Origin of the sequence: Aeromonas sp. ANP5 (assembly GCF_963870295.1) — a bacterium.
Lineage (GTDB): Bacteria > Pseudomonadota > Gammaproteobacteria > Enterobacterales > Aeromonadaceae > Aeromonas > Aeromonas veronii.
On sequence record NZ_CAWMRY010000003.1, the window covers coordinates 90,322 to 116,420 of the forward strand.

At 59.5% G+C, this 26,099-nt stretch carries 21 protein-coding genes; 10 read left to right on the top strand and 11 right to left on the bottom strand.

The window, feature by feature from the left end:
* Window positions 1-12: 12 nt before the first annotated feature.
* The 4 genes from accC (at window position 13) to AACT07_RS02880 (ending at window position 4,744) form a co-directional block, all read left to right on the top strand.
* Window positions 13-1,353 carry an acetyl-CoA carboxylase biotin carboxylase subunit gene (gene accC / locus AACT07_RS02865; RefSeq protein WP_005338910.1) on the top strand — a complete coding sequence of 447 codons (1,341 nt, stop codon included), beginning with the start codon at window positions 13-15 and terminating at the stop codon, window positions 1,351-1,353.
* A gap of 163 nt (window positions 1,354-1,516) precedes the next feature.
* Window positions 1,517-1,780: a YhdT family protein gene (locus tag AACT07_RS02870; protein ID WP_005349483.1), complete on the top strand. Its 264-nt coding sequence runs from the start codon at window positions 1,517-1,519 to the stop codon at window positions 1,778-1,780.
* Window positions 1,770-3,227, top strand: a complete 1,458-nt coding sequence (gene panF, locus AACT07_RS02875; protein ID WP_069526529.1) for a sodium/pantothenate symporter — start codon at window positions 1,770-1,772, stop codon at window positions 3,225-3,227. Before AACT07_RS02870 ends, panF begins: the two co-directional genes overlap by 11 nt.
* Window positions 3,228-3,316: 89 nt before the next feature.
* A complete protein-coding gene (locus tag AACT07_RS02880) occupies window positions 3,317-4,744 on the top strand; it encodes a PTS transporter subunit EIIC (RefSeq protein WP_042080616.1) in 1,428 nt (475 codons plus the stop codon).
* A 1-nt stretch (window position 4,745) separates the two neighbouring features.
* Here AACT07_RS02880 and AACT07_RS02885 read toward each other — a convergent pair whose 3' ends face one another.
* Window positions 4,746-5,618 carry a LysR family transcriptional regulator gene (locus tag AACT07_RS02885; RefSeq protein ID WP_069526530.1) on the bottom strand — a complete coding sequence of 291 codons (873 nt, stop codon included), beginning with the start codon at window positions 5,616-5,618 and terminating at the stop codon, window positions 4,746-4,748.
* A 100-nt stretch (window positions 5,619-5,718) separates the two neighbouring features.
* On the opposite strand from AACT07_RS02885, the gene AACT07_RS02890 reads away from it, so the two are divergent.
* The 4 genes from AACT07_RS02890 to AACT07_RS02905 all read left to right on the top strand — a co-directional run bounded on the left by AACT07_RS02890 (window position 5,719) and on the right by AACT07_RS02905 (window position 9,952).
* A complete protein-coding gene (locus tag AACT07_RS02890) occupies window positions 5,719-6,735 on the top strand; it encodes a zinc-binding alcohol dehydrogenase family protein (protein WP_069526531.1) in 1,017 nt (338 codons plus the stop codon).
* 537 nt (window positions 6,736-7,272) lie between these two features.
* Window positions 7,273-8,151: a 50S ribosomal protein L11 methyltransferase gene (gene prmA / locus AACT07_RS02895; protein ID WP_005358410.1), complete on the top strand. Its 879-nt coding sequence runs from the start codon at window positions 7,273-7,275 to the stop codon at window positions 8,149-8,151.
* A gap of 202 nt (window positions 8,152-8,353) precedes the next feature.
* The gene (locus AACT07_RS02900) at window positions 8,354-9,331 is read left to right on the top strand and encodes a D-2-hydroxyacid dehydrogenase family protein (protein WP_069526532.1); all 978 of its coding nucleotides are present in this window, start codon (window positions 8,354-8,356) and stop codon (window positions 9,329-9,331) included.
* Window positions 9,332-9,397: 66 nt separating this feature from the next.
* Window positions 9,398-9,952 carry a sugar O-acetyltransferase gene (locus AACT07_RS02905; protein WP_069526533.1) on the top strand — a complete coding sequence of 185 codons (555 nt, stop codon included), beginning with the start codon at window positions 9,398-9,400 and terminating at the stop codon, window positions 9,950-9,952.
* A 383-nt stretch (window positions 9,953-10,335) separates the two neighbouring features.
* Here AACT07_RS02905 and AACT07_RS02910 read toward each other — a convergent pair whose 3' ends face one another.
* A complete protein-coding gene (locus AACT07_RS02910; RefSeq protein ID WP_005338924.1) occupies window positions 10,336-10,884 on the bottom strand; it encodes an NAD(P)H nitroreductase in 549 nt (182 codons plus the stop codon).
* A 114-nt stretch (window positions 10,885-10,998) separates the two neighbouring features.
* On the bottom strand, window positions 10,999-13,038 hold the full coding sequence (locus AACT07_RS02915) for an NADPH-dependent 2,4-dienoyl-CoA reductase (protein WP_069526534.1): 2,040 nt from the start codon (window positions 13,036-13,038) through the stop codon (window positions 10,999-11,001).
* Between the two features lie 208 nt (window positions 13,039-13,246).
* Here AACT07_RS02915 and sppA point away from each other — a divergent pair, with 208 nt between their 5' ends.
* The gene (sppA, locus tag AACT07_RS02920) at window positions 13,247-15,091 is read left to right on the top strand and encodes a signal peptide peptidase SppA (protein ID WP_069526535.1); all 1,845 of its coding nucleotides are present in this window, start codon (window positions 13,247-13,249) and stop codon (window positions 15,089-15,091) included.
* 92 nt (window positions 15,092-15,183) lie between these two features.
* On the opposite strand, the gene AACT07_RS02925 is transcribed toward sppA, so the two are convergent.
* From AACT07_RS02925 to AACT07_RS02960, 8 genes are all read right to left on the bottom strand, one after another.
* A complete protein-coding gene (locus tag AACT07_RS02925) occupies window positions 15,184-16,104 on the bottom strand; it encodes a L,D-transpeptidase family protein (RefSeq protein ID WP_069526536.1) in 921 nt (306 codons plus the stop codon).
* 511 nt (window positions 16,105-16,615) lie between these two features.
* Window positions 16,616-17,857, bottom strand: a complete 1,242-nt coding sequence (locus AACT07_RS02930) for a tetratricopeptide repeat protein (protein WP_069526537.1) — start codon at window positions 17,855-17,857, stop codon at window positions 16,616-16,618.
* A gap of 11 nt (window positions 17,858-17,868) precedes the next feature.
* Window positions 17,869-18,504 (bottom strand): energy transducer TonB, encoded by a 636-nt coding sequence (locus AACT07_RS02935; RefSeq protein WP_005343441.1) that lies wholly within the window; start codon window positions 18,502-18,504, stop codon window positions 17,869-17,871.
* A 16-nt stretch (window positions 18,505-18,520) separates the two neighbouring features.
* Window positions 18,521-18,928: an ExbD/TolR family protein gene (locus AACT07_RS02940; protein WP_005338933.1), complete on the bottom strand. Its 408-nt coding sequence runs from the start codon at window positions 18,926-18,928 to the stop codon at window positions 18,521-18,523.
* A gap of 67 nt (window positions 18,929-18,995) precedes the next feature.
* Entirely contained in the window at window positions 18,996-19,523 is a 528-nt protein-coding gene (locus AACT07_RS02945; protein ID WP_005338936.1) for a MotA/TolQ/ExbB proton channel family protein, read from the bottom strand.
* A 10-nt stretch (window positions 19,524-19,533) separates the two neighbouring features.
* Complete coding sequence (locus AACT07_RS02950) at window positions 19,534-20,907, bottom strand: MotA/TolQ/ExbB proton channel family protein (protein WP_005338937.1); 1,374 nt, start codon at window positions 20,905-20,907, stop codon at window positions 19,534-19,536.
* The gene (locus tag AACT07_RS02955) at window positions 20,904-21,668 is read right to left on the bottom strand and encodes a DUF3450 domain-containing protein (RefSeq protein ID WP_069526538.1); all 765 of its coding nucleotides are present in this window, start codon (window positions 21,666-21,668) and stop codon (window positions 20,904-20,906) included. Before AACT07_RS02955 ends, AACT07_RS02950 begins: the two co-directional genes overlap by 4 nt.
* A 108-nt stretch (window positions 21,669-21,776) precedes the next feature.
* Window positions 21,777-24,332 (bottom strand): TonB-dependent receptor, encoded by a 2,556-nt coding sequence (locus tag AACT07_RS02960; RefSeq protein WP_069526539.1) that lies wholly within the window; start codon window positions 24,330-24,332, stop codon window positions 21,777-21,779.
* 739 nt (window positions 24,333-25,071) lie between these two features.
* Between AACT07_RS02960 and AACT07_RS02965 the strand changes: the two genes are divergently transcribed.
* Entirely contained in the window at window positions 25,072-26,097 is a 1,026-nt protein-coding gene (locus tag AACT07_RS02965; RefSeq protein WP_069526540.1) for an ABC transporter permease subunit, read from the top strand.
* The last annotated feature ends 2 nt before the right edge of the window (window positions 26,098-26,099 follow it).

Here is a 26,099-nt window from a genome sequence, read left to right on the forward strand (position 1 = left end):
AAATCGCCACCCATGTTGGACAAAGTAGTCATCGCCAACCGCGGTGAAATTGCCCTGCGGATCCTGCGCGCCTGTAAAGAGCTCGGGATCAAGACAGTGGCCGTTCACTCCACCGCCGACCGGGAGCTCAAACATGTGCTGCTGGCCGACGAATCCATCTGTATCGGCAGACCGGCCAGTACTGAATCCTACCTCAACGTCCCGGCCATCATCGCCGCCGCCGAGGTAACGGGTGCCGTGGCCATCCACCCGGGTTACGGCTTCCTCTCCGAGAACGCCGATTTCGCCGAAGTGGTCGAAAAATCCGGCTTCATCTTCATCGGCCCGCGCGCCGAGACCATTCGCCTGATGGGTGACAAGGTCTCCGCCATCGAAGCGATGAAGAAAGCGGGCGTACCCTGTGTACCGGGCTCTGACGGCCCCGTCGATAACGACGCCAAGCACAACGCCGCCATTGCCAAGCGCATCGGCTATCCGGTGATCATCAAGGCCGCCGGTGGCGGTGGTGGTCGCGGTATGCGCGTGGTGCGCAATGAAGCGGAACTGGCGGGCGCCATCGCCCTGACCAAATCCGAAGCAGGCCAGTTCTTCAAGAACGACATGGTCTACATGGAGAAGTACCTGGAAAACCCGCGCCACATCGAAATTCAGGTGTTGGCAGACGGCCAGGGCAACGCCCTCTATCTGGGCGAGCGTGACTGCTCCATGCAGCGTCGCCACCAGAAAGTGGTGGAAGAGGCGCCGGCGCCCGGCATCACCGCCGAAATGCGCAAGTTCATCGGCGAGCGCTGTGTGCGCGCCTGTATCGAGATCGGCTACCGCGGTGCGGGTACTTTCGAGTTCCTGTACGAGAACGGCGAGTTCTATTTCATCGAAATGAACACCCGTATCCAGGTTGAGCATCCTGTCACCGAGATGGTCACCGGTATCGATCTGATCAAGGAGCAGCTGCGCATCGCCGCCGGCCAACCTCTGTCGATCACCCAGCAGGATATCCGCATCCGTGGCCATGCCATCGAGTGCCGGATCAACGCCGAAGATCCGGCCACCTTCATGCCCTCTCCGGGTCTGGTGCAGCGCTTCCACGCGCCGGGTGGTCTGGGCGTGCGTTGGGACTCCCACATCTATGCCGGTTACAAGGTACCGCCCCACTACGATTCGATGATCGGCAAGCTGATCTGCTACGGCGAGAATCGTGACATTGCCATCGCCCGCATGCGCCATGCGCTGGACGAGCTGGTGGTGGAAGGGATCAAGACCAACGTACCGCTGCAAAAAGAGATCATGAAAGACGAAAACTTCCAGCACGGTGGCACCAATATCCACTATCTGCACAAGAAGTTGGGTCTGTAAGATCTCGCAGGCAGAACAATCACTTCCGGCCGGATAGCAGCCCGCTGCTTATCCGCAATCCAACCGGGAGGCGGCTTCGCAAGAAGCCTCTGCTGAAAAAGGGCCATGGCGACATGGCCCTTTTTTGTTATCCTTGCGCCCCTCAAATTTGTCGGAGGCCAAGGTGAACCGTTTTGCTCTCGCCCGCCGGGAAGCAGCTTTCTGCCTGCTGCTGACCCTGTTCTACTTCTTTGCCTGGTATGGCACCGCCTATTTTATCCCGCTCCAGCTGGAGTTGTGGGGGCTGCCGCTGTGGTTCCTGCTCAGCTGCATGGTGATGCCGCTGCTGTTCATTCTGCTCTGCGCCCTGATGGTAAACCGGCTGTTTGTGGAGATCCCCCTCGATACCCACTCCCCTTCCGGCAAGGAGTCATCCCATGAATCTTGAGTTGATGCTGCCGCTCGTCATCTATCTGGTGCTGGTGCTGGGGGTGGGTTTCTGGGCCAGCCGCCATCGCGCGCAAGGCAACTTCGTGCAGGAGTACTTCATCGGCAACCGCAGCATGGGCGGGCTGGTGCTGGCGATGACGCTAGTGGCCACCTACACCTCGGCCTCCTCCTTTATCGGTGGGCCGGGCGCGGCCTACAAGATCGGTCTGGGCTGGGTGTTGCTGGCGATGATCCAGCTGCCCACCGTCTGGCTCACTCTGGGAGTGCTTGGCAAGAAGTTCGCCATCATCGCCCGCCGGGTCAATGCGGTGACCATCAACGACATGCTGTGGGCCCGCTACCAGAGCAAGGCGGTGGTGATCCTCGGCTCCGTTACTATCATCCTCGCCTTTATCGCGACCATGGTGGTGCAGTTTATCGGCGGCGCCCGCCTGCTGGAGACCGCCACCGGGCTCTCCTACCAGCAGGGGTTGATGCTGTTTGCCAGCTGTGTGCTGCTCTACACCATCATCGGCGGCTTCCGCGCCGTGGTGATGACCGATGCGCTGCAGGGGATCATCATGCTGATCGGCACCGGTGCCCTGCTGGCGGGCATTCTGGTCGCCGGTGACGGCTTGCCAAACCTCATCCACCAGCTCAGGGAGATCGATCCCAAGCTGGTGAGCCCGCAAGGGGCCGGCGACATGCTGACCCAGCCCTTTATGCTGAGCTTCTGGATCCTGGTCTGTGTCGGGGTCGTGGGGCTGCCCCACTCGGCGCTGCGCTGCTTCGGTTATCGCGACAGCAAGGCGCTCCATCGCGGCATTTTGATCGGTACTGTGGTCAGCGCCCTGCTGATGTTTGGCATGCATCTGGCGGGTGCGCTGGGCCGCGCCATCCTGCCGGGCATGGACAGCCCGGACAAGATCATGCCCTCCCTGATGATGGAAGTGCTGCCCCCCTGGCTGGCCGGGGTCTTTCTGGCGGCGCCGATGGCGGCCATCATGTCCACCATCGACTCCCAGCTGATCCAGGCTTCCGCCACTCTGGTGAAGGATCTCTACCTCAACTATCTGAGTCCAAAGCAGGAGAAGCTGGAAGTGCGCATTCCGCGCCTCTCCCTGCTCTGCACCCTGATCTTGGGCACCCTGGTACTGCTGGCGGCGCTGCAACCGCCCGAGATGATCATCTGGCTCAACCTGCTCGCCTTTGGCGGTCTGCAGGCGGTGTTCCTCTGGCCGCTGGTGCTCGGTCTCTACTGGTCACGGGCCAACGGCCCGGGCGCGCTGGCCAGCATGGTCAGCGGCATCGTCTGCTATGGGGTACTCAGTCAGTGGGGGATCAAGCTGGCTGGCCTGCACGCCATCGTGCCAAGCCTCACGCTGGCACTGGTGGTCTTTATCACGGTCAGCCTGCTGACGGCACCGCCCTCGCGGGAAGTGCGCGAGCTTTTCGGGCAGAAATAATAAAAATATAAATTAGGGGTTCCAAAACTATCCCCAAATAGGTGTTTTCCGGTTAAACTGTGCGCCAAGTCACAGAACGTAGCCGCTGTATGCCCGTTAAAGCCACTCGACAAGTCGTTACTCAAGCCCTGCAGCGGCTCGGTTATGCCCTGCTGCTGCCCGTCTCCATCCTGCCGATGGCGGCGTTGATCTACCGGCTTGGGCAACCCGACGTGCTCGATTTGGCGGTGCTCTCCCTCACCGGTCAGGCGATCTTCAGCCAGATGCCGCTTATCTATGCGGTGGCGATCGCCTTTGGCCTGAGTCGGCAAGAGCTGGGCGGACAGACGCTGGCGGGTGCGGTCAACTTCCTGCTGCTCAGCACCGCCTTCAATACGCTGGCCCCCAACCTGCACGCCGACATGATCTGCGGCCTGCTGGCGGGGCTCACCACTGCCATCATCTACCCCTGGGTTCACCAACAAACCCTGCCCCGCTGGCTGCAGATCGCCAGGGGGGAGTTTCCCAGCCTGCTGGTGTCGGCCTTGGCTTGTCTGCTGATCGCCATCCCCCTTTCGCTGCTGTGGCCGCCGCTGGAGCGCGGGCTGACCCTGCTCACCTCCGAGCTGCTTACCACGCCGTTTGGCGCCTTCTGCTACGGCACCCTCAACCGGCTGCTGATCCCGCTCGGGCTCCATCAGGTATTGGGCAGCGTCATCGGCCTTGGCGAGAGCAACCTGCAGGCGCTGGCCACCGCCCAACCCCTTCATGAAGGGTATGTGGCCGGTCTTTACCCCATCATCATGTTCGGCCTGCCGGGCGCCTGTTTTGCCATCTGGCTGCACCGCCAGCGGATGCAGCGGCTGCCGCAGGGCGGGCTGCTGCTCACCCTGGCGCTCACCTCGGCACTGGTGGGTATCACAGAGCCTATCGAATTTCTGTTCGCCTTTACCGCCCCCTGGCTGTTTCTCGCCCACGCCCTGCTGACCGGGCTATCGCTCGCTGTCTGTAGCGGGCTGGGGATCAAGGTGGGCAGCTACTTCTCCGCCGGCCTGCTGGATCTGGTGCTGAGCTATCAGGCAGGGGAGCACAGCTTCTGGCTCATTCCGGTCGGTATCCTGTTCTTCGTTGCCTACACCCTGCTGTTCTATCAACTGCTGGAGCGCGCGCCCCTCAGCATGCCGAGCAAGCCCATCGCGGTGGAGCATCCGCGCCTTGCCAGCGTTGCCCCCTCAGACCCGCAGATGCTGGCGATCCAGTACCTCAAGGTGCTGGGCGGGATGGACAATCTGGTGGCGATGAGTGTCTGTATCACCCGCCTCAGCCTGCGGGTACGCGATATTTCACTGGTGGATGAATCCCGCCTGCTGGGCCTGGGCTGCCTCTCCTGGATCCAGCTCAACGACCACCAGCTGGTGCTGGTGCTGGGCCCCAGCGCCAGCCTGATTGAAGGGCAGATCCGCATGCTGGCGGAGCGCCAGTCGGTCCCCCTCGGCCTCAAACCCAATCAGGAGTCGGCCAGCCAGAGCAGCTGGTAACTCAGGCAAACGGCAACCGCTCGGCCACGAAATCCATCAGGGTGCGCAGGGCGGGGGCCAGATGCTCCCGACTCGGATAGATAAGGTAAAACGGGTTGGCCGGAATGGGCTGATCCGGCAACACCTTCTGCAGCCGCCCCGCCGCCAAATCCCCTTCACAGACATGGTGGGGCAACAGGGCAATCCCCCCGTCATGGAGTGCCATCTCCCGCAGCGCCAGCAAGCTGTTGCTGACACAGGCCCCCTGCGGCCGCCAACCTCCCTCTTGCAATGGCCACACCGGCATGGCCGAGTGCACCAGACAGGCATAACGGCCCAGCTCGCTCAACTGTTGTGGCATGCCGTGGGCCGCCAGATAGGCGGGCGCTGCCACCAGATGGCGTGCCACCTGACCGATGCGCCGACAGATAAGGCTGGAGTCTTTCAGCGGCGCCGCCCGCAGCGCCAAATCATAACCTTCCCCCACCAGATCGAGCTGTTCGTCACTCAGGGTCAGTTCCAGCACCACTTCGGGATAGAGGGCACGAAACTCGGCGAGGATCCGGCCAAGCAGCAGGGTGCCGGTCGCCTCGGGGGCGGTGATCCGCACCCGCCCTGCCGGGGCCGAGCGCAGCCGCGCCATCGCCAGATTGGCGCTGCGGGCCAGTACCAGCAGTCCCTGACAGTGCTCCACATAGAGTTCCCCCTGCGGAGTCAGGCTCAACCTGCGAGTGGTGCGCTGCAACAGCCGCACCCCGAGCTGGGATTCGAGCCGCGAGATCTTCTGGCTCACCGATGACTTGGGCATCCCAAGCAGCTCGGCGGCCCGGGTAAAGCTTCCCTGCTCCACCACGGTGGCAAACAGTCCCATCAACTCCAGATCGACATTGTTCATATATTCAAACAGTCTTTACCAATTACCCATCTTAATCTTGATAATCAACCAGACTAGAGTGAGTGGCAATCCCGAACACAGCGATTTGAAAGGAAAAACCATGAAAGCCATTGCCCTGACTCACTATCTGCCAAGCGACCACCCCGACTGCTTTATCGCCGCCAACCTGCCCGATCCGGTTCCGGGCCCGCGGGATCTGCTGGTGCGGGTCACCGCCACCTCCGTCAATCCGGTGGATACCAAGGTGCGCTCCCCCAAGGCCAAAATTGAAAGCTCGCCCCGGGTACTCGGCTGGGATGCGGTGGGGGAAGTGGTCGCCACCGGCAGCGAAGTCACCCTGTTCAAGACGGGCGACCGGGTCTGGTATGCCGGCGACATCAGCCGCCCGGGCAGCAACAGCGCCCTGCAACTGGTGGATGAGCGCATCGCCGCCATCGCCCCCACCAGCTTGAGCGATGTGGAGGCCGCCGCCCTGCCGCTCACCGCTATCACCGCCTGGGAGACCCTGTTCGAGCGCTTTGCCCTCACCCGCGAGAGCCGTGGCAAACTGCTGATCATCGGCGGCGCCGGTGGCGTGGGTTCCATCGCCATCCAGCTGGCCCGCCAGCTCACCGACATGGAGGTGATTGCTACCGCCTCCCGCCCCGAGAGCCGCGAATGGTGCCTCGAAATGGGCGCCCATCAGGTCGTGAACCACCATAAGTTGCAGGAGGAGCTGACCGCCCTTGGCATCACTCAGGTCGATGCCATCTTCTGCACCAATGCCACCGCCGAGCACTGGGCCACCATGGCCGGGCTGATCCGCCCGTTCGGCCATATCTGCACCATCGCCGAATCGAGCGAGCCGTGGGATCTCTCCCTGCTCAAGAGCAAGAGCGTCACCTTCAGCCAGGAGTTCATGTTCACCCGCTCCCTGTTCCAGACGCCGGACATGATCGAGCAGCACCGCCTGCTCGGCCGGGTGGCGGCACTGGTCGATGAAGGGGTATTGCAGACCACCCTGACCAGAACCATCCCCTCACTGACCCCGGTCACGCTGGCTCAGGCCCATGCCGAGGTGGAAGCAGGCCGCATGGTAGGCAAGCTGGTGATCGACATGAGCGGCTTTGCCAACTAAGCCCTCCAACGCACCATGATGGGATAAGTTCACCAAGGAGATGCCCCAAACGGGCACAATCAGCGGCACTCATGACTGCCTGTGGCAGACCAACGTCCGACAATCAGCCAAAAAAGAGGCCATTTCGCGAGAAATGGCCTGAATACCTGAACATTGGGGTAACAATCACACACATATCCTTATGCAGGACATATTAGTCTTTGCATCTGGCGTGCCAACAGCAGCATGAATGCGCCAAAACGGCGTCAGCCCATCCTTGAGCAAGGTTTCGACCTTGCTCTTTTTTTGTCTGGCAGACTGTTTACCAAGCAAAGAAGTGCAGATAAAAAAATGCCACCCGAGGGTGGCAGTGAAAGATGACGGAACTTGAGCAAAGCGTTCAGCGAAAACCGGTCGTCTTCGCCTGCATAGAGCAATACAGGAACCGTGCCAATCCGGCAAAAGCCCCCGTATCCCTCCACGTCATGGGCAAACCACGACAGCACTGCCCCATGATGGTAGAATCTCGCGGTTTCACATTTATGAAGAGTCGACGCCATGCCCTGGATACAAATTCGAATCAACGCCACTGCCAAGACCGCAGACAAGGTGAGCAACATGCTGCTGGGGCGTGGAGCCCAGGCGGTGACCTTTATGGATGCCAAGGATGTGCCCGTCTATGAACCCATGCCCGGTGAAACCCCGCTCTGGGGTGAGACCGAAGTGATGGGGCTGTTCGATGCCGAAACCGATCCGGCCCCCACTATCGCCTTCTTCCAGCAGATCTTCGGCGAAAATGTCGGCTACAAGGTCGAGCAACTGGAGGACAAGGATTGGGTGCGCGAGTGGATGGATCACTTCCACCCCATGCAGTTTGGCGAGCGCCTCTGGATCTGCCCGAGCTGGCGCGATGTGCCGAACCCCGATGCGGTCAACGTCATGCTGGATCCGGGTCTAGCCTTCGGTACCGGTACCCACCCCACCACCGCGCTTTGCCTGCAGTGGCTGGACGGCCTGGATCTGACCGGTAAAACCGTGGTCGATTTTGGCTGTGGCTCCGGCATTCTCGGCATCGCCGCCCTGAAACTGGGTGCCGCCCGCGTTATCGGCATCGACATCGACCCGCAAGCCATTCAGGCCAGCCGTGACAACGCCGCGCGCAACGGCGTTGCCGACCAGATTGAGCTCTATCTGCCAGCCGACCAGCCGCAAGATGTCGAAGCGGACGTAGTGGTCGCCAACATCCTGGCCGGCCCGCTGCGCGAACTGGCTCCACTTATCGCCGGCCACGGCAAGCCGGGCAGCCTGATGGCCCTCTCCGGCGTGTTGGAGAGCCAGGCTCCGGAGCTGGAAACCATCTACGGCCAGTGGTTCGAGATGGACCCGACCGCCGTCAAGGAGGAGTGGTGCCGCCTCTCCGGCCGCAAGCACGGCTAAGCGCGGGCAACATAGACGCCAACCTCATGCCATCAGGGCTCCCATTCGGGGGCCCTGATTGTTTTGGCCTGTCAGGCTCTTCCCGGTCCGTGGACATGGGCTTGATCGCCCTCCCTTCTGATTGTGCTCGTTTGAAAACAACAGACACCTTTTATTCCGGTAAGATAGCGGTCCGAGCCAACGCAACCGAGAAGGATTTCTTATGCGGATTGCCATTCTGGATGACTATCAGGATCAGGTGCGCCACCTCCCCTGCTTTGCCCTGCTGGCGGGTCATGACGTCACCATCCTCAACCAGAGCGAACCCGATACAACACGCCTTGCCGCCCTGCTGGAAGGAATGGAAGCACTGGTGCTGATCCGCGAGCGTACCCGCATCGACGAACAGCTGCTGATACAGCTTCCCACCCTTAAACTCATCAGCCAGACCGGCAAAGTCAGCCAGCATATCGACCCGGCACTATGCCAGCAGTACGGCGTTGCCGTGGCAGAAGGGATCGGCAGCCCTATTGCTCCCGCCGAGCTCTGCTGGGCGCTCATCATGGCAGCCTCCCGCCATATACCTGCTTACAGCCAGGCGTTAAGCCAAGGCCAATGGCAGCAATCTGGTGACCTCGGTTTGGGACACACGCTGCATGGGCTGACGCTCGGCATCTGGGGCTACGGCAAGATAGGCCAGCGGATCGCCCGCTATGGCAAGGCATTTGGCATGTCGGTACTGATATGGGGCAGTGAGGCTTCGCGCAGGCAGGCCGAGCTGGATGGCTATGCCTGCGCCTCCAGCAAGGAGGCTCTCTTCAGTCAAGCCGATATCCTCACGCTGCATCTGCGCCTGAGCGAAGCAACCCGCGGCGCTGTTACCCGCGCAGATCTGGCCCGCATGAAAGTTGACTCTCTGCTGGTCAATACCAGCCGTGCCGAACTTATCGAGCCGGGCGCCCTCTATGCAGAGCTCAGTAACCATCCTGGGAAACGGGCCGCGCTCGATGTATTTGACATCGAGCCGGCGACACAGGAAAGCGAGCCCCTGCTGCGTCTGCCCAACGTATTGGCGACGCCTCATCTCGGCTATGTGGAGCAAAACAGCTACGAACTCTACTTTCGCGTGGCGTTCGAGAATGTGCTGGCCTTTGCCGAAGGCAGACCTGCCAACCTGGTTCTGCCCATATCGGGTGGATGATCACGTTACTTCTGCCGTATTGGCGCCAATATCCAAATCCCTGGCAGATAAAGGAAAGCAACCTTCATGATCGAATACCAGAAGATGATTAGCAGCCAACAGTACAACTGCATGGCACCCGAGCTGGCCCAGTTGCGCCGGGAGGCGGCACGGCGCTATCGCCGTTTCAATCAGGCGGAAGAGGAAGCAGAACAGCGGGCACTACTGGCGGAGCTGATTGGCGAACTGGCAGAGAATGCCTTTATCTGCCCGCCCCTCTACTGCACCTATGGCCGCCACATCCACCTGGGCAAGGACTCCTACATCAATATGGGAGCGACCCTGCTGGACAATGCCCCCATCCGCATCGGAGCCAACGTGATGATTGGGCCAAACGTGCAGATCTATACCGCAACCCACGCACTGGAGGCCGACGAACGGATTCAGGGAACAGAGACGGCGCTGCCGGTCACCATTGAAGACAAAGTCTGGATTGGGGGCGGCGCCATCTTGCTGCCCGGTGTAACCATAGGGCGGGAGGCGATCGTCGGCGCGGGTGCCGTAGTCACCAAAGATGTACCGGCCGGAGCTCGGGTAGTCGGCAATCCGGCCCGGATCCTGCCAGCCAAAAACAGGGCATAAGGCAGCAACCGGGTTGTATGCCGATATCGCCATCAGCTCACAACAGCCCCGACACCCCATAAAAAAATAAAGCCCAATGTCACGAAGACGTTGGGCTGTTTAAAAAGGTGCTACGGAATTGCGACTCTCATCGCAGAAAAATTAGAAGGAGTGCCCTTCTAAACTGGCAGGGAGATATTAGCGAATGCGCAAACGTTTTACATAGTGAAATACAACAGGATTGCGAGTTACATCGCACTATTTAAATAATTACCTGCTATGGCGCGCGAAGCCTCTTTGAGCCATTTATTTTCTCCAATTTCTCTGGTTACTATTCACGGTTAAACAGAAAAGCCCCGATTTCTCGAGGCTTTGCTTCTCTCAACCGCAACGTGGCCGAAAAGTCAGAAACGGCGGACAAACTCATCGAGCGGCAGCTCACGCAGTTTGCGTGCTTCCAGCATGGGAGTACCTAGATAGAGGAAACCCACCAGCTGATCCTCTGCCGCCAGTCCCAATCCCTTGTTGATCTGCTCGTCGAAGATAAACCAGCCCGAGCGCCAGATGCCGTTGAAGCCCTGCGCCTGCGCCGCCATCTGCATCGCCATCAGGGCACACCCGGCTGAGAGTTCCTGCTCCAGTTTCGGCACCTTGGGGTGATCCTGATAACGGGTTGCCACGGCGACGACCAAGGGCGCCCGCAGCGGCGCTTCGCTGCACTTCTTGATGCTCTCTTCATCTTCGCCACGGGCACGGGCCGCCTCGGCCAGCAGTTTGCCCAGCCGCTCGCGCCCCTCCCCTTCGAACAGAATGAACTGCCAGGGGGTCAGGGTGCCGTGATCCGGCGCACGCAGGCCCGCCTTGAGGATATTGTCGAGCACCTCACCGCTCGGGGCGGGATCGGCGAGACGGCCACAGGAGTGGCGATTGAGCAACAGGGTGAGGGCATCCATGGGCAATTCCTTCTCTGGGGCAATGATGGCGCTACCTTAGCACAGCACCGAATGAAGAAAACCCCTGAGGCTCAGGGGTTTATCGCACTATAAAGGGCACGAGGGCACTGTTGGCTAGATGATCGCAGCCAGCTCGGCCCCTTGCCGGATGGCGCGCTTGGCATCCAGCTCGGCAGCCACGTCGGCTCCGCCGATGATATGCACCGGCTTGCCTGCAGCCTGCAACCCGGCCTGCAGTTCTTTAAGGGGCTCCTGCCCGGCGCAGACTATCACCTGATCCACCGGCAGACACTGCTTGCTCTCGCCCACCTGAATGTGCAAGCCCTCGTCATCGATCCCCAGATATTGCACCCCGGAGAGCATCTGCACCTTGCGGTTCTTGAGCACGGTACGGTGGATCCAGCCGGTGGTCTTGCCAAGGCCGTCACCCACCTTGCTCTCCTTGCGCTGGAGCAGCCAGACCTGGCGCTCGGGGGCGTCGATTTCAGGAGCCGTGAGGCCACCGCGCTCGCCAAGCTGTTTGTCGATGCCCCACTCCTTGAGCCAGTGATCACGGTGCCCATCAGCATCCATCTCCACCTTCTTCTCTACCCTTTTCTCCACAAGGAATTCAGCCACATCGAAACCGATGCCGCCGGCACCGATCACCGCCACCTTCTGGCCGACCGGCTTGTGATCCCGCAATACATCGAGGTAGTTCAATACCTTGGGATGCTCGATCCCCGGGATATTGGGGGTGCGCGGACGGATACCGGTGGCGAGGATCACCTCGTCAAAACCGCCGCTGAGCAGGCTCTCGGCACTCTGGCGCTGACCAAGGTAAAGCTCGACGCCGCACTTCTCCAGCCGTTTGGCGAAATAGCGCAGGGTTTCGTGAAACTCCTCCTTGCCCGGGATCTGCTTGGCGAAGTTGAACTGGCCGCCGATTTCGCTGGCTTGATCGAACAGGCTCACCTGATGACCGCGCTCGGCAGCGTAACAGGCAAACGCCAGGCCAGCCGGGCCCGCCCCCACCACCGCCAGCTTCTTGGGCTGGGGCACGCGGCCAAACGTCAATTCGGTCTCGAAACAGGCTCGAGGATTGACCAGACAGGAGGCGCGCTTCTGCTTGAACACATGGTCAAGGCAGGCCTGGTTGCAGGCGATGCAGGTGTTGATCTCGTCCGCCCGGTTCTCGGCCGCCTTGATGACAAATTCGGGATCCGCCAGGAAAGGGCGCGCCATGGAGACCATATCCGCCTCGCCCCCCGCCAGAATCCGCTCTGCCACCTCCGGGGTGTTAATCCGGTTGGTAGTGATAAGCGGCACCTTGAGATGCTTTTTCAGCTCGGCGGTCACCCAGCTGAAGGCACCGCGTGGCACGCTGGTGGCGATGGTGGGAATACGCGCTTCGTGCCAACCGATACCGGTGTTGATGAGGGTCACCCCCACCGCTTCCAGCGCTTTGCCCAGGGCAATCACCTCTTCCAGGGTCGAGCCCTGCTCCACCAGATCCAGCATGGAGAGGCGGAAGATAATGATGAAGTCGGTGCCGACCCGCTCGCGGATGGCGCGGACAATCTCCACCGGGAAGCGCATCCGCTTTTCGCTGCTACCACCCCAGCCGTCCGTGCGTTTGTTGGTGCGCTCGCAGATGAACTGGTTGATGAGATAGCCTTCCGAGCCCATCACCTCGACGCCGTCATAACCGGCCGCCTTGGCCAGCGCAGCTGTAGCCGCGAAGTCGCGAATGGTGCCGCGGATCTGCCGCTCGCTCATGGCGCGCGGTTTGAACGGGGAGATGGGGGCCTTGAGGGCGCTCGGGGCCAGACTGAAGGGATGATAGGCGTAACGACCGGCATGGAGGATCTGCAGCGCTATCTTGCCCCCCTCCTGATGCACGGCGCTGGTCACCTTCTTGTGCTTGCTCACCTGCCAGGGAAAGCTCAGCTGAGAGCCGTGAGGTACTAGCCGCCCGCGCAGGTTGGGGGCGATGCCGCCGGTGACGATAAGGCCAACACCACCACGGGCGCGCTCGGCATAAAAGGCGGCCAGCTTGTCAAAACCGCCCTTCTCCTCTTCGAGGCCGGTATGCATAGAGCCCATCAACACACGGTTGCGCAGCTGGGTAAAACCAAGGTCGAGCGGGGTCAGCAGGGTCGGATAGCGGCTCACGATGCCTCCAGTTAATTTTTTGTTATCAAACTGAGGCTAGAGTAAAGAATCGAAAATTCTTTTTCAAACAAATGTTTGGACAATTTTTCAGCGAACAGCCGTGCCCTGAACGAAGATAGGCGGGATCCGCCAGTAGGAAATGGCAATTTCGCCCGCAACTGGTTAATAATGGCTCTTCTCTACCCATTAACAGGGCGATAACGCGACTATGTCTATTTTCAAAGGTCTGGGTTGGTTGTTCCGCAGCCTGTGGCGCCTGCTCAATTTCACCCGGCTGATGCTGGTCAATCTGCTGTTTCTCATCGTAGTGCTGGTCATCGTCTTCAGCGTCAGCCAGAAAGAGGCTCCCAAGGCGCCCATCGAAGGGGCGCTGACCCTCAATCTCAACGGCGTGCTGGTGGAGCAACGCTCCCAGACAGATCCCACCGTACAACTGCTGCGCCAGATGGACAGCAGCGACGAGCAGCCGAGCGAGATCGTCCTCTCCGACCTGCTGTGGGCCATCAAGAGTGCCAAGGATGACGAGCGCATCAAGGCGCTGGTGATCAAGCCACAAGGGCTGCAGGGAGCCAACTTCACCAAACTGCAGGAGGTGGCGAGCGCCATCGACTCCTTCCGGGAGAGCGGCAAACCGGTGATCGCCATGGCCGACTTCTACACTCAGGGGCAATACCTGCTGGCGGCCCACGCCGATCACGTGCTGCTCAACCAGAGCGGCGCCGTGGTGATCGAGGGGCTTGGGGTCTACCAGACCTACTTCAAGTCGGCGCTGGAGAAGCTCAATATCACCCCGCACGTGTTCAAGGTCGGTACCTACAAATCCTTCGTCGAACCCTATACCCGCGACGAGATGTCCCCCGAGAGCAAAGAGGCGAACCAGCGCTGGCTGGATCAGCTGTGGCAATCCTATGTGGCCGATGTCGCCGAGCAGCGGGAGATCGAACCCGATGCGGTCGCGCCGGGCAAGGATCGCTTCCTCGAGCTGCTGCGCAAGGCCGGTGGCAATGCCGCCAACTACGCCCTCGATAACGGGCTGGTGGATCAGCTGGCCACCCGCGACGAGATGACCCAGGCGGTCATTAAAGAGGTGGGTGAAGCAGACGACCACGGCTGGAAAGGGGTCGGCCTGAAAGAGTATCTGGCTGCCATTCCGGAACAATATCCCCAGAGCGGCAAGGATGAGGTGGGTCTGGTGGTCGCCAGCGGCGCCATCATGGATGGCGTCCAGCCTGCCGGTACCATCGGCGGCGACAGCCTCTCCGACCTGCTGGCCGATGCCCGCCGCGATGACAAGGTCAAAGCCGTGGTCCTGCGGGTCGACAGCCCGGGCGGCAGCGCCTTCGCCGCCGAGCAGATCCGCGCCGAGCTGCTGGCCCTGAAACAGGCAGGCAAACCGGTAGTGGTCTCCATGGGCAGCTATGCCGCCTCCGGTGGCTACTGGATCTCCGCCGATGCGGACAAGATCTTCGCCTCCCCCACCACCCTCACCGGCTCCATCGGGGTATTCGGCATGTTCGCCACCATCGACAAGGCGTTGGCCCAGTTCGGGGTGCATACCGACGGGGTCGGCACCACAGATTACGTTGGCGTCGGCCCGACCCGCGCCCTGCCGGATCACGTCGGTCAGGCAATCCAGCTGAGCGTAGAGGATACCTACCAGCGCTTCATCGGTCTGGTCAGCAAGGGCCGTGGTCTGAGCCCGGAAGAGGCCGAAAAAGCGGCCGAAGGCCGGGTCTGGACCGGCGAAGATGCCAAGGCCTTGGGGCTGGTGGACGAGTTCGGCAATCTGGATGACGCCATCAAGGCCGCCGCCGAACTGGCCAACCTCAAAGAGTGGCAGGTGACCCCCATCGAGCAGGAGGAGTCCACCAAGGACAAGTTCCTGCGCCAGCTGTTTGACAGCAGCGCCCAAGTGCTGGCCCCTCAGTTGCAGAGCTGGCTGCCGGCAGGATTTGGCAAGGCATTGGTGGAAGTGAACCGCAGTCTCGACCCGCTCACCCGCTTCAACGATCCGCAAGGCACCTACGCCTTCTGCCCGGTCTGCGTGCAGTAAGCAAACGGCGAATGCCCCATAAAAAAACGGCGACCAGATGGTCGCCGTTTTCTTTATTCAGCCAGTGCGCGCGGCACCGCCAACTTGCTCAATCAGGGATTGAGGCGGGTCGGCATACCGGTACGCTGTTCCAGCACCTGCTTGACCACGTTGGAGTCAGACTCGGCGTGAGCGATGAAGCGGGTGATAGCCGGTGTCATCGGGAGCGGCACGGAGGCGGTGGAGTTGAACTCCTCCTCGGTGCGCGACAGCGGCTCGTGTACTTCCATGTAGCGACCGCCATCCGGCTCAACCGTGGTCTTGACCGGCTGGTTGACGAACTGGACGCGGGTGCCGACCGGCACGTTGTCGAACAGATACTTGATGTCGTCAGCGCGCAGACGCACGCAGCCGCTGCTCACCCGCAGACCGATACCGAAGGTGGCATTGGTGCCGTGGATGGCATAGAGGTTGCCGATGTAGAGGGCGTGCAGACCCATGGGGTTATCCGGACCGGCTGGCCATACTGCCGGCAGAGTCTTGCCCTGGGCGGCATAGCGGCGACGGATGTTCTCGGTCGGAGTCCAGGTCGGGTTGGCGCGTTTGCGCTCTACCTTGGTGATCCAGTTCTCCGGGGTGTTTACCCCCAGCTGACCGATGCCGATGGGCAGTACTTCCACCACATTCTTCCCTTTCGGGTAGTAGTAGAGACGCATCTCGGCAACGTTGATGACGATCCCTTCGCGGGGCGCGTTGGGCAGGATCAGCTGGTGGGGGATGATCAGGCTGCTACCCGCTTTCGGCAGATAGGGATCAACGCCCGGGTTGGCTTCCATGATGTTGGTCAGACCCAGCTGGAAGTCAGCAGCGATCTGCTCCAGCGGACGGTTGTCCGCAGGCACCACGTATTCCTGATTTTCACCGATCAGGCGGCTGTTGGCCGCAGGCAGACGGTACTCGACGGCGGCAGCCTGCTGGCTGACCAGCGCAAATGTGCATAAAAGGGCCGAAGCGGCAGTGCGAAGGGGATTCATAAAATTCCTGTGTGGTTTCCTATACCAAATGGGCCGGGGGCCGTCTCATCCTCGGTCTGCCGGTGGCGGGTTAACCTGCCCCACGACGCCAATAACCGAGCGCGCATTCTTTCCTGAGTCGGCCAAAATTTCAACTTCCATATGTTGCTTTTCTTGTTAAAAGTAGCCGTTTTCGATGTGACGCTTATCAACAGGGCAAAAGCCACACTAGCAAGTCGCAGCTGAGTGAAAGATGAATGGCACTGCCCGCCTGTCAGCAAGCCACACGATCCCCCGTCAACCACAGCGCTGCACCACCTTGCTTCACGGTTGCAGCAGTGGTTAAAACGTTTGTCGCATCTGGGGAGATAGACCAATGTCGACGGAGGCTCTTTATTGGGATGAAGAGGGATAAAACCGTGCGTCGGCCACCCGCCGGTGCTGGCAGCCACCATAAAAAAACCGCTCCGAAGAGCGGTTAATGGAGCCACCAGGCAACCATAAAAGGGACTACAGGTAGTTGTCATTGGAATTACTGGACGGCTGCCTCTCCGGTGCCATTCTGCTCTTTGAGGAAGCTGATCCACGGAGATGCCCGACCGCTGACGTTGCCATTCTGAGCCGCCTGGGTGAAGGCGTTGAGGGCCTCCTTCGGCTTTTGTTGCTCAAAATAGGCGACACCGGTCAGGAACTTGAGATCCGCACGCTGTTCACCATTGGCATTGGCTGCCGGTTTGGCGGCCAGCGCCACCAGATCCTGATAGCGTTTGCTCTGGATCATCATGCGCGCCATCTTCAGCTGCAGATCGGCACTCGGGGCCAGCTGGTAGGATTTGGCCAGGGTGTCGATGGCCGGATCCAGCTCCTTGGCCTGATGCCAGTAGTTGGCCAGAGTCTTGTAGTTGCTGGCGCTCTGCTCAATCACCCCATCCTTCATCCCCTTCTCCATCACACGTGCGGCGCGATGGGGAATGCCGGTGAAGGCGAGGTAGTTGGCGAGGCGCTGCAGCTCAGCTGCCTCGGTCAGCATGCCGAGGTTGTAAGCCGACTCCAGCGCAGCCAGCGCCTTGGCATCGTTGCCTGCCTGCATATGCATGGCCGACAGCTGGGTCCAGTACTTCTTCTTCTCCGGGAACATGTTGACCAGAGAGGTCAGCACCTCGGTCGCCGGTTTGTACTGTTTCAGCTCGTAATGAGCCCCCATCTTCAGCAGATACCAGGACTCCGGCGCTTTACCTGCCGACAGCTTGATCGCCTGATCCACCGCCGGGATCGCGTCACGGTACTGCTTGAGCTGCACGTGGGCGTTGGCCAGCGTGATATAGGCATGGGAGTTGGGCTTGTCATCCTTGCCCTGGTTGGCAAACCACTCCTTCATGGTCTTGATCGACCCCTGATAATTACCCTCCGCCATATAGAGCTGGGCCAGGTTGTAGCGCACCTGCTGGGCCACCGGTGGCGGCAGGCCGCCTGTCGCGATGGCATCGGCAAAGTACTTCGTTGCCTGACCGTATTTCTCCTGCTGAGCAGCTACGAAACCGAGAGTCTGCAATATGACCCCCTTGTCGTAGACCCGCTCGCCTGCACCGGAGAGGGCATCTTGCAACTTGGCATTGGCCTCGCCGTATTTCTTCTCGGTGATCAGCTCCTGCGCCTTGTTGACCGCCCGATAGGCCCGATCCGACAGGGCCGGCTGCTCGGCGGCCCAACTGGCGGTGCTGAGCAGCACCGCCATGGCGACCGGGGCGAGGATCATCTTGTGTAACTTGTTCATCGCCACCTTCCTTAGTTGACCGCAAACTCGATCTCTTGCTGCATACGGCTCGCCTGCGGCTTGCCATCCACCATGGCCGGTTTGAACGTCCACTTGGCGATGGTTTTGCGCGCCTCTTTACCGAGGTCATAGCTGCGCGGCTCTTCCTTGACGATCCGCACGTTGCTGACGGTGCCGCGCTCGGTGACGGTGAACTCCACCAGCACCTTGCCGGAGGCCAGCCCCGCCAGTGCCGCCTTGCGGGGCATCATGGGCTCGAAGGTTGCCAGCGGAATGGCACCATTGTTGCCACCGACTCCGCCACCACCGCCGCCGGTGCTGTAAGCACCCAGCGCGTTGCCACCACCGATGTTGACCGGGATGTCGAGCTTGGGCATGTCCATCGGCGCGCTCTCCATCTTCGGCCGATCCGTGCTGGCCACCTCCATCTCGGGAGGCGGTGGCGGACGCTTGGGCGGCGGCGGTTTGGGCAGCTCCCGCTGTTTCTCTTGCAGGGTCTCCTGGGGCTTGAGGCGGATGAAATCGGTCATGGTGACGTCATCCTTCTCCACCAGCTCCCGGTGATCCGGTGTGATCAGCTTGTTCATTCCCAGAAACAGAAAGAACACCACCACACAGGAGACCGCCAACGATATCAGGTATCTCATAGGTCTCTCTCCGGCATCAGCTGCTCTTGTCTGCCGCGATGGAGATGTTCTGGACACCGGCCATGCGGATCTGATCCATGACCTGCACCACCAGACCGGAACGGGATTCGTTATCGGCCTGGATCACCACGGCGCTCTCCGGGTTTTCGGCCCGCAGCCGCTCGATGTTGGCGCGTACCGCCCCCACCTCGACCACCCGCTTGTCGACCCAGACCTGACCGTTTTCGCGCACCGCGACCATGATATTGCCCTTCTTCACCGTCTCGGCCGTGCTGGCACTGGGACGGTTGATCTCGACACCGGACTCCTTGACGAAGGAGGTGGTGACGATGAAGAAGATCAGCATGATGAACACTATGTCCAGCATGGGGGTCAAATCGATAGCCGCCTCGTCAGCACCGCTGTCGCTGTAACGTTTTCTCATAGCAGAAACTCCTTGCTTGTTCTGTGCCCCCGGCAGGCCATGCCTCGCCGGGGGTATGCATCCTGCATCAACCGTGTTTCAGGTTGTCTTCCAGCTTTTGCACCGCCAGTTTGGCCTTGTGATCGAGCTGGTTGACAAAAAACAGGCCGGAAAGGGCGGCAATCATGCCCGCCATGGTCGGTACCGTTGCCTTGGAGATCCCCGATGCCATCGCCCGCGGCGAACCGGTGCCGGTGATGGCCAGGGTGTCAAACACCTGCACCATCCCCACCACGGTGCCGAGCAACCCCATCAACGGGCAGAGAGCGATCAACACCTTGATGACCGGCATCCCCTTGTCCACCGCCATGGCGACCCGTGAGACCAGCTCGCGCCGGATCTGCTTGGCAGACCAGGAGAGATGATCGGTGCGAGCCAGCCAGGTGGCCTTGGTCTGCTTCACCTGCTTGGGGTAAACCGCCATGAAGTAGAACCAGCGCTCCAGCAACAGGGCCCACATCATCAGGGTCAGGAAGAACAGGGCGACCAGTACATCGCCCCCCAATCCCAAAAACCGGCGGACCGACTCGACTTCTTCAATCAACCAGAACCACATGGGTGACTCCTTACGCTGCGGCTTTGGAGGCGTGCAGACGTTCCTGATAACGGGCAACGAAACCGGCGCTCTGCTCTTCCAGCACCTGGATCAGACGACGGCTCTGGGTCTGCACAATGGTGTAGAGGAACAGCATGGGCACCGCGACGACCAGACCCTGCATGGTGGTCACCAGCGCCTCGGAGATACCGCCCGCCATCAGCTTGGGATCGCCGGTACCGAACAATGTGATGGCCTGGAAGGTGGCAATCATCCCCACTACGGTGCCGAGCAGGCCCAGCAGCGGCGCGACGGAGGCGATCAGCTTGATGAGGCTGATGCCCTTCTCGAACTTGGGCACGTTGCGCAGGATGATCTCGTCGAGCTTGGACTCCAGATCCTCGATGTTGTCACCGCGATGGTTCTGGTAGGCCCCCAGCATGTCACCAATGGGGTTGCCCTTGATGATCTGATCGGATTTCAGCTGCTTGCGCATGGACGAGCCGATCAGCGACAGGCGAATACCGCAGAAGATGGCCAACAGGGTACCGATGACCCCCAATGCCAGGATCACATAACCCACGGAACCACCCTGATCGATACGCTCCTTGAGGGTCGGTGACTGCACCAACAGGGAGAGGATCACGCCGCGAGACGGGTCGATGAAGATGGGTTTGACCCCGTCACCACCCTGTTCAAACTCGGCGATGGGAGCCAGCACGCTCTTCTCCGGTTGACGGGAGAGCTGCTCGAACTTGCCGGTCTCCGGCACGAAGGTGAGATACTTGCCTTCGGAGACAGTGTTGAACTCGCCGATCTGGGTGACGGTCTTCTCGGCCTGGTTGCCTTCGCCGTAGACCACGGTCGCCGGGATCTGGCTCACCTTGCCACCATCCACCATGCGGCTGAGGGTGGTGGTCCAGAACGCTTCCAGGTCGTCGCTGGAGGGGAGCTCTTTACTCTCGGCCAGACGGGTCAACAGGGCGGATTGCTCCGGATGCTCGACCCGACGAGCGGAGGCGTTGAAGATCCCCTTGAACTCACCGGCGAACTGACGCAGTACACCAAACATCTCGCCCATGTTGCCGGAACGCTGGCGCAGGGTTTCGGTCAGCTCGGTCAGCTGCTTGTCGTTGGCATCGAAGGTCGCCTTGAGCTGCTCGCCCTTGGCGGTTTCGGCTGCCAGCTCGGCCTTGGCCTTGGCCAGCAGCGCCCCCTGCTCGTTCTTGTCAGCCAGGAAGCGGGCTTCCCGCTCCTTGTTGAGTTGGGATTCGCTCAGGCTGGAGGCCTTGACCTGGTTCAGCAGCGCATTGAGATCCACCGGTTTTTCGGCGGCGGTCACCGGCAGGGTGACCAGGGTTGCTCCCGCAATCAGGGAGGCAATCGCAAGTTTGATTCCTTTCATGATGCTTTCTCCGCAGTTTGAACCGGCAGCTTGATCAGCGCGGGAGGCGCCTGCTTCTTGGCGATGCGAAGGCCCTGTTCAACCGCACTGCGATACTCCTGGGGCAACTCTTCCCACTGGCGAGTCTTCTTGTTCCACATCCCGGTCTCATTGCCATCCGGGGATTGATAAAGCAGCGCAATGCGGCCAACCCGCAGGAATTCGTAAGTCTTCTCGCTGCCATCCTTGTCCAGGCTCGCCTTGTAGGCCTCGATGGTGCGGCTGAAGCCCTCCTCGATCTGGTATGCCTCCAGGATCTTGCGGTACTTCTCGGAGATGGTGACATCGGCCCGGTTCATCAGGTCGGTCAGGGCCGCCACGCGGTCCTCCCGCTCGACCTTCTGGAACGGCAGATCCAGCGCCACAAACTGCTCGAGGGAGTCGATCATCTTGAGCATCAGGGGCACCACTTCGGTGCTGGTCTGATCAATCTGGGCGATCTGCTTTTGCATCGACGCCAGCTCGGCACTCTGGGACTCGACCATCTTGCTCACCTGCTCGTTGTAGGTGCGCAGACTGTCGACCTGACGCAGGGCGGCCTTGTACTGGGCCAATGCGGATTCGGCAGATTCGGCATAGCTGTCGATCTTCTGCTGGGAAACTTTGGATGCGTTGTCGGTGGCGGCTTGAGCGTCCACGGCCTGACCGGCAGTGGCGGCACTCAGATTGAAGCTGGTCAACAAGGCGGCCGAAACCAGGCTGCCAAGGAGCGCTTTCTTCATTGTAATGGTCCTTGTCTTCATAGGATTACCCTATCTCCGTAACTTCCTTGGACGTTGGGCACAGCCGGCCCGACCGGGCCGGCTGAGGTTGTATATCAACGGGGTTGATTAGAACTTCTGGGTGTAGTCGATGTAGTAGACGCGACCGTCGATGCCGTAGAGGTATTCATCGTAAGTGAAACCATCGTTGGACAGGGAAGGCCCGCGGTTGAACATGTTCTTCACGCCGGTCTGGATCTTGGCATTCCAGCTGGTATCGACCGCGACGTTCAGGTTCCAGATGGTGTTGGAAGCAATATGGCCCTCTTCCTTGTCATCCACATAGTCCTGGCTCTGGGAGTCGATATAGTTGGTGCTCAGGTAGGTATCCAGATTCCACAGCTGCGGGAAGTTGGCACCGATCCCGGAGTTGAAGCGGAAGTCGGGTTTGCCATTCCAGCCCTTCTTGTCGACCATTGGGCCACCAGCAAACAGACCTTCCTCATATTTCAGGATGTAGCTGCTGCCAAAGTCGTAACGCAGGGTGAAGGAGTTGAAGTCGTACTTGTAATCCGCCTTGAAGTCGATACCACTGGTCTTGAGCTGCCCCAGGTTGACCATGCCGGCATAGACCTTCTCTACATCGCCGTTGGCATCACGGATGACGTTCGGGTTGCTGCCGGTATTGAGCTCCTGATAGAACTGGGTCTGGGTGGTAGCCAGCTGGATCACGTCATCAATCTTGATGTAGTAGTAATCGAGCGACAGGTTCAGGTTGTCCAGCGGGTTGTAAGCAGCACCGATGGTAAAGGTGTCAGCCGTCTCTTCCTTCAGGTTCTTGTTGGATTGACGTGTTGTCTCGTACTGCGCTTCGGAACAGTTGGCAATGCCATTGGCCTGGCAGTAGACATAGTCCTTGGCAAAGTCCGCTGACTGGGCATCCGCCGCATAGAGATCGTTCAGACCCGGCGCGCGGAAAGACTGGGACCAGGAGGTACGGAACATCAGCTGGTCGAGCGGTTGATAACGCAGACTCGCTTTGGGCGAGAAGGCGCTGCCAAAATCGCTGTACTTGTCATAACGACCCGCCAGGTTCAGCTCGATCTGCTCGGTGATAGGGATCAGACTCTCGATATAGGTGGCAAACACATCGCGCACACCACCACCGGAGTTACCGGATGAACCCAGTACGTTACCCGCTTCGGACTGGCTGTCATAGGTATCGGAGTAAACCCAATCGTTATACTCGGCCCCAAGATACCAGCTGACCGGGCCAGCGGGCAGTTCGCCCATCTCCCAACCCACGCCACCGTACCACTGGAAGAAGTCCATCTTGGAGTTGCGGCTGGTGGTATAGGAGAGATCCTTGGTCGCCGCATCAGAGAAGCTGCCATTAACAAACTTGCCGGTATTGACCTGAGTTTCCACAGCGGGTGCCAAGACATAACCATTGCCGGTGCTCTGGTTATCTGTTTTGGAATACATGTAACCGGCATTCCATTCCAGGTCGCCTACAGCCTCGGTCGGCACCACCCCTTCAAAACCCAGGTTCAGGGTACCGGTCAAGTCAGTCACATCGTTGTCACGGGGACCGACGTTGTTAAAACGGTAGTAAACGGTCGCAGCCTTGGCGGTGCTAAAGTTGTTGGCAGACAGCACTGCTGCGCTTTCAGGGGTGGAACCATCCACGGTAAAGGCACCGGCAGCTGGCGCGAAGCGGCCAAAACTGGTGACGCGGGAACCAATCATCTGTGGCACGAAATCCACATTGTCGTTGATATGGTAGCGCCCGTTGAGATAGACGGTATCGCGGGTACGAGAGGCAGTCTTGGCAGCGACCTGGGCAAAGTCGAAGCGGCAAGCCGTGCCCTTGGTGACGAAACCGGTGCCGGTACCTTCACAGTCAACTCCCTTCAGGGTACGGGTAACCGTCTTGCCGGTAGTGGCATCCACTCCCTTGATATTGCGGCCATAGAGACTCGGAGCAGTTGCCCCCTCTTTCGCCAGATAGTCGCGATCCTTGTAATAGATCTCGTCTTTCACATCGTGCTCGTAGACCATCATCAGGGAGCCTTTCTCACCCGAGATGCCGCTAACGATGGAGCCACTCTGCTCGTCACCACCCTCTTCGGTCGGTGAACCAATACGTCCCTGGAAAGTCAGCCCTTCGAAACCCTCTTTGAGGATCACGTTGATAACGCCGCCGATGGCATCAGAGCCATACAGGGCGGAGCCACCATCCAGGTTCACTTCCACCCGCTCAACCGCCGCCATGGGGATGGTGTTGAGGTTGATGGCAGTGCCGCCCATGGAGGGAGAACCGGCGATACGCTTGCCATTAAGCAGCACCAGCGTGCGATCTTCACCAAGACCACGCAGCCCTACTGTGGCTTGTGATTGGGCGGAACTACCGGAGGATGGGGAGAAACCACCAAAGGAGTTATAGGAGGCCTGTTTCAGATAATCGGCCACAGTCTGCTGACCAGACTGTTCAATTTGAGCCTTGCTGACAGAGACAACCGGAGTCGCCCCCTCAACATCAACACGGGAGATACGGGAGCCAGTGACTTTGATTTTCTGCAGTTTTTCGACGTTCTGCCCTTCTTCGGCAGATACGGATGGGGCCGCCGCAAGGCTCGCCAAGGCGAACGCAATCGCAGCAGAGATTCTGCTCTTCCTAAGCATCGCTTATATCCTTCCTGGTTGTTTATTGTTTGCTTCCTGATACCGCCCTCTTTGGAGCGATGTGTAAGGCTTATCAATCTTTGACTAGCGACGTCAATGGAGCAGGGGTATGGCGAGGCCAGGCGTAGAATAAGCGGAGTGTATTAATTTTGACCGGGATAATTAGTGAATAATTCTGCCAAAAACAATTCATGCAATGTAAAAACATTGTTAAATGGCGTAAATGGCGCTGAATTAAAAATTGATGAACTTATTAGTTAACGTGCTGTCCGTTTATATCTTATTTTGATTTATCGGCCTTAATAAGAATAAAACACTAACTTCATGAGGGTTGAACCTGACCGCTCCCATGGGGATAACAGTTAAAGTCGTCGAGATGATATCGTTTTCCTTCAATTTCACCACCAAAACAAAAGCATTACCAATCAACAAGTTAAAAACATTTAAAGCTCAAGCAAACAGCTGTTTATATTTTTTAAAATAATGTTGAGCAGTAGCGTTTTGTTTTGATTTTCACTTTTCAGATAAAAAACGTCATTTTTCGGTGCTTTTGGTCTCAGCGGGTCATTTGTCCCAGTTTTCCATTTCCTTGTACTTGATTTTTGTTGCAGAGCTTTTACAGTGGCCAAGCGGATTGTCTGCTGTTTGGCAACCAATCCAGCGCGTAATGCCAGGAAGGACAGGCCCGTCACCGGATTTGACTGGCCGCAAAAAAGAACAACAAGGACGAGGTTCCACCATGCTGTCGTATTTCCTACGCCGGATGCTTTTGATCATTCCGACGTTTCTCGGTATCACCCTGCTCGTCTTCACCATCACCCGTTTCGTGCCGGGCGGACCGGTCGAGCGCATGCTGCTGCAAGCCCAGGTTTCCCAGAATGAATCTGGCCGCTCCAGTGGCAGCAAGGGGGCACAGGCCCTCTCCGATGAACAGATCGAGGAGCTCAAGGCCTTCTATGGGCTCGACAAGCCGATGCTGATCGCCTACTGGGAGTGGCTGCAGAAGCTGGCGGTGCTGGATCTGGGCGAATCGACCCGCTACTACGAACCGGTGTGGGATCTCATCAAGGAGCGGCTCCCCGTTACCGCCTTCTTCGGGCTGGCAACCTTTCTGCTGAGCTATGCGGTCTCCATTCCGCTCGGGGTGGCGAAGGCGCTCAGGCACAACAGCCGCTTCGACTCGTTAAGCTCCATGCTTATCTACATGGCCTATGCCCTGCCCGCCTACGTGGTGGGGATCTTCCTCATCACCGTCTTCGCCTTCCATCTGGAGTGGCTGCCAATGGGCGGTTTTCCGGGGGATGACTTCGAATACATGGAGAGCAGCTGGGATCAGATCCGCACTGTCTTTGCCCACGCCCTACTGCCGCTTATCGCCTACGCCATCGGCGATTTCGCCATCCTCACCATGACCATGAAAAACAGCCTGATGGAGAACCTGTCGGCCGATTATGTGCGTACCGCCGTGGCCAAGGGGTTGCCGTTTCGCAAGGCGGTCACCGACCACGCCATGCGCAACAGCCTGATCCCCATCGCCAGTCACCTGGGGTCTGTGCTCACCGTTTTCTTTGGCGGCTCCTTCCTCATCGAGACCATCTTCAACATCGACGGCATCGGCCTGCTCGGTTACGAGGCGATCGTCGAGCGGGATTACCCCACCGTCATGGGCATTCTGGCCATCACCTCCATGCTGATGCTGATTGGCAATATCGTCTCCGATATCTGCGTTGCCCTTGTTGATCCCCGCGTGCGGTTTGGAGACTGACC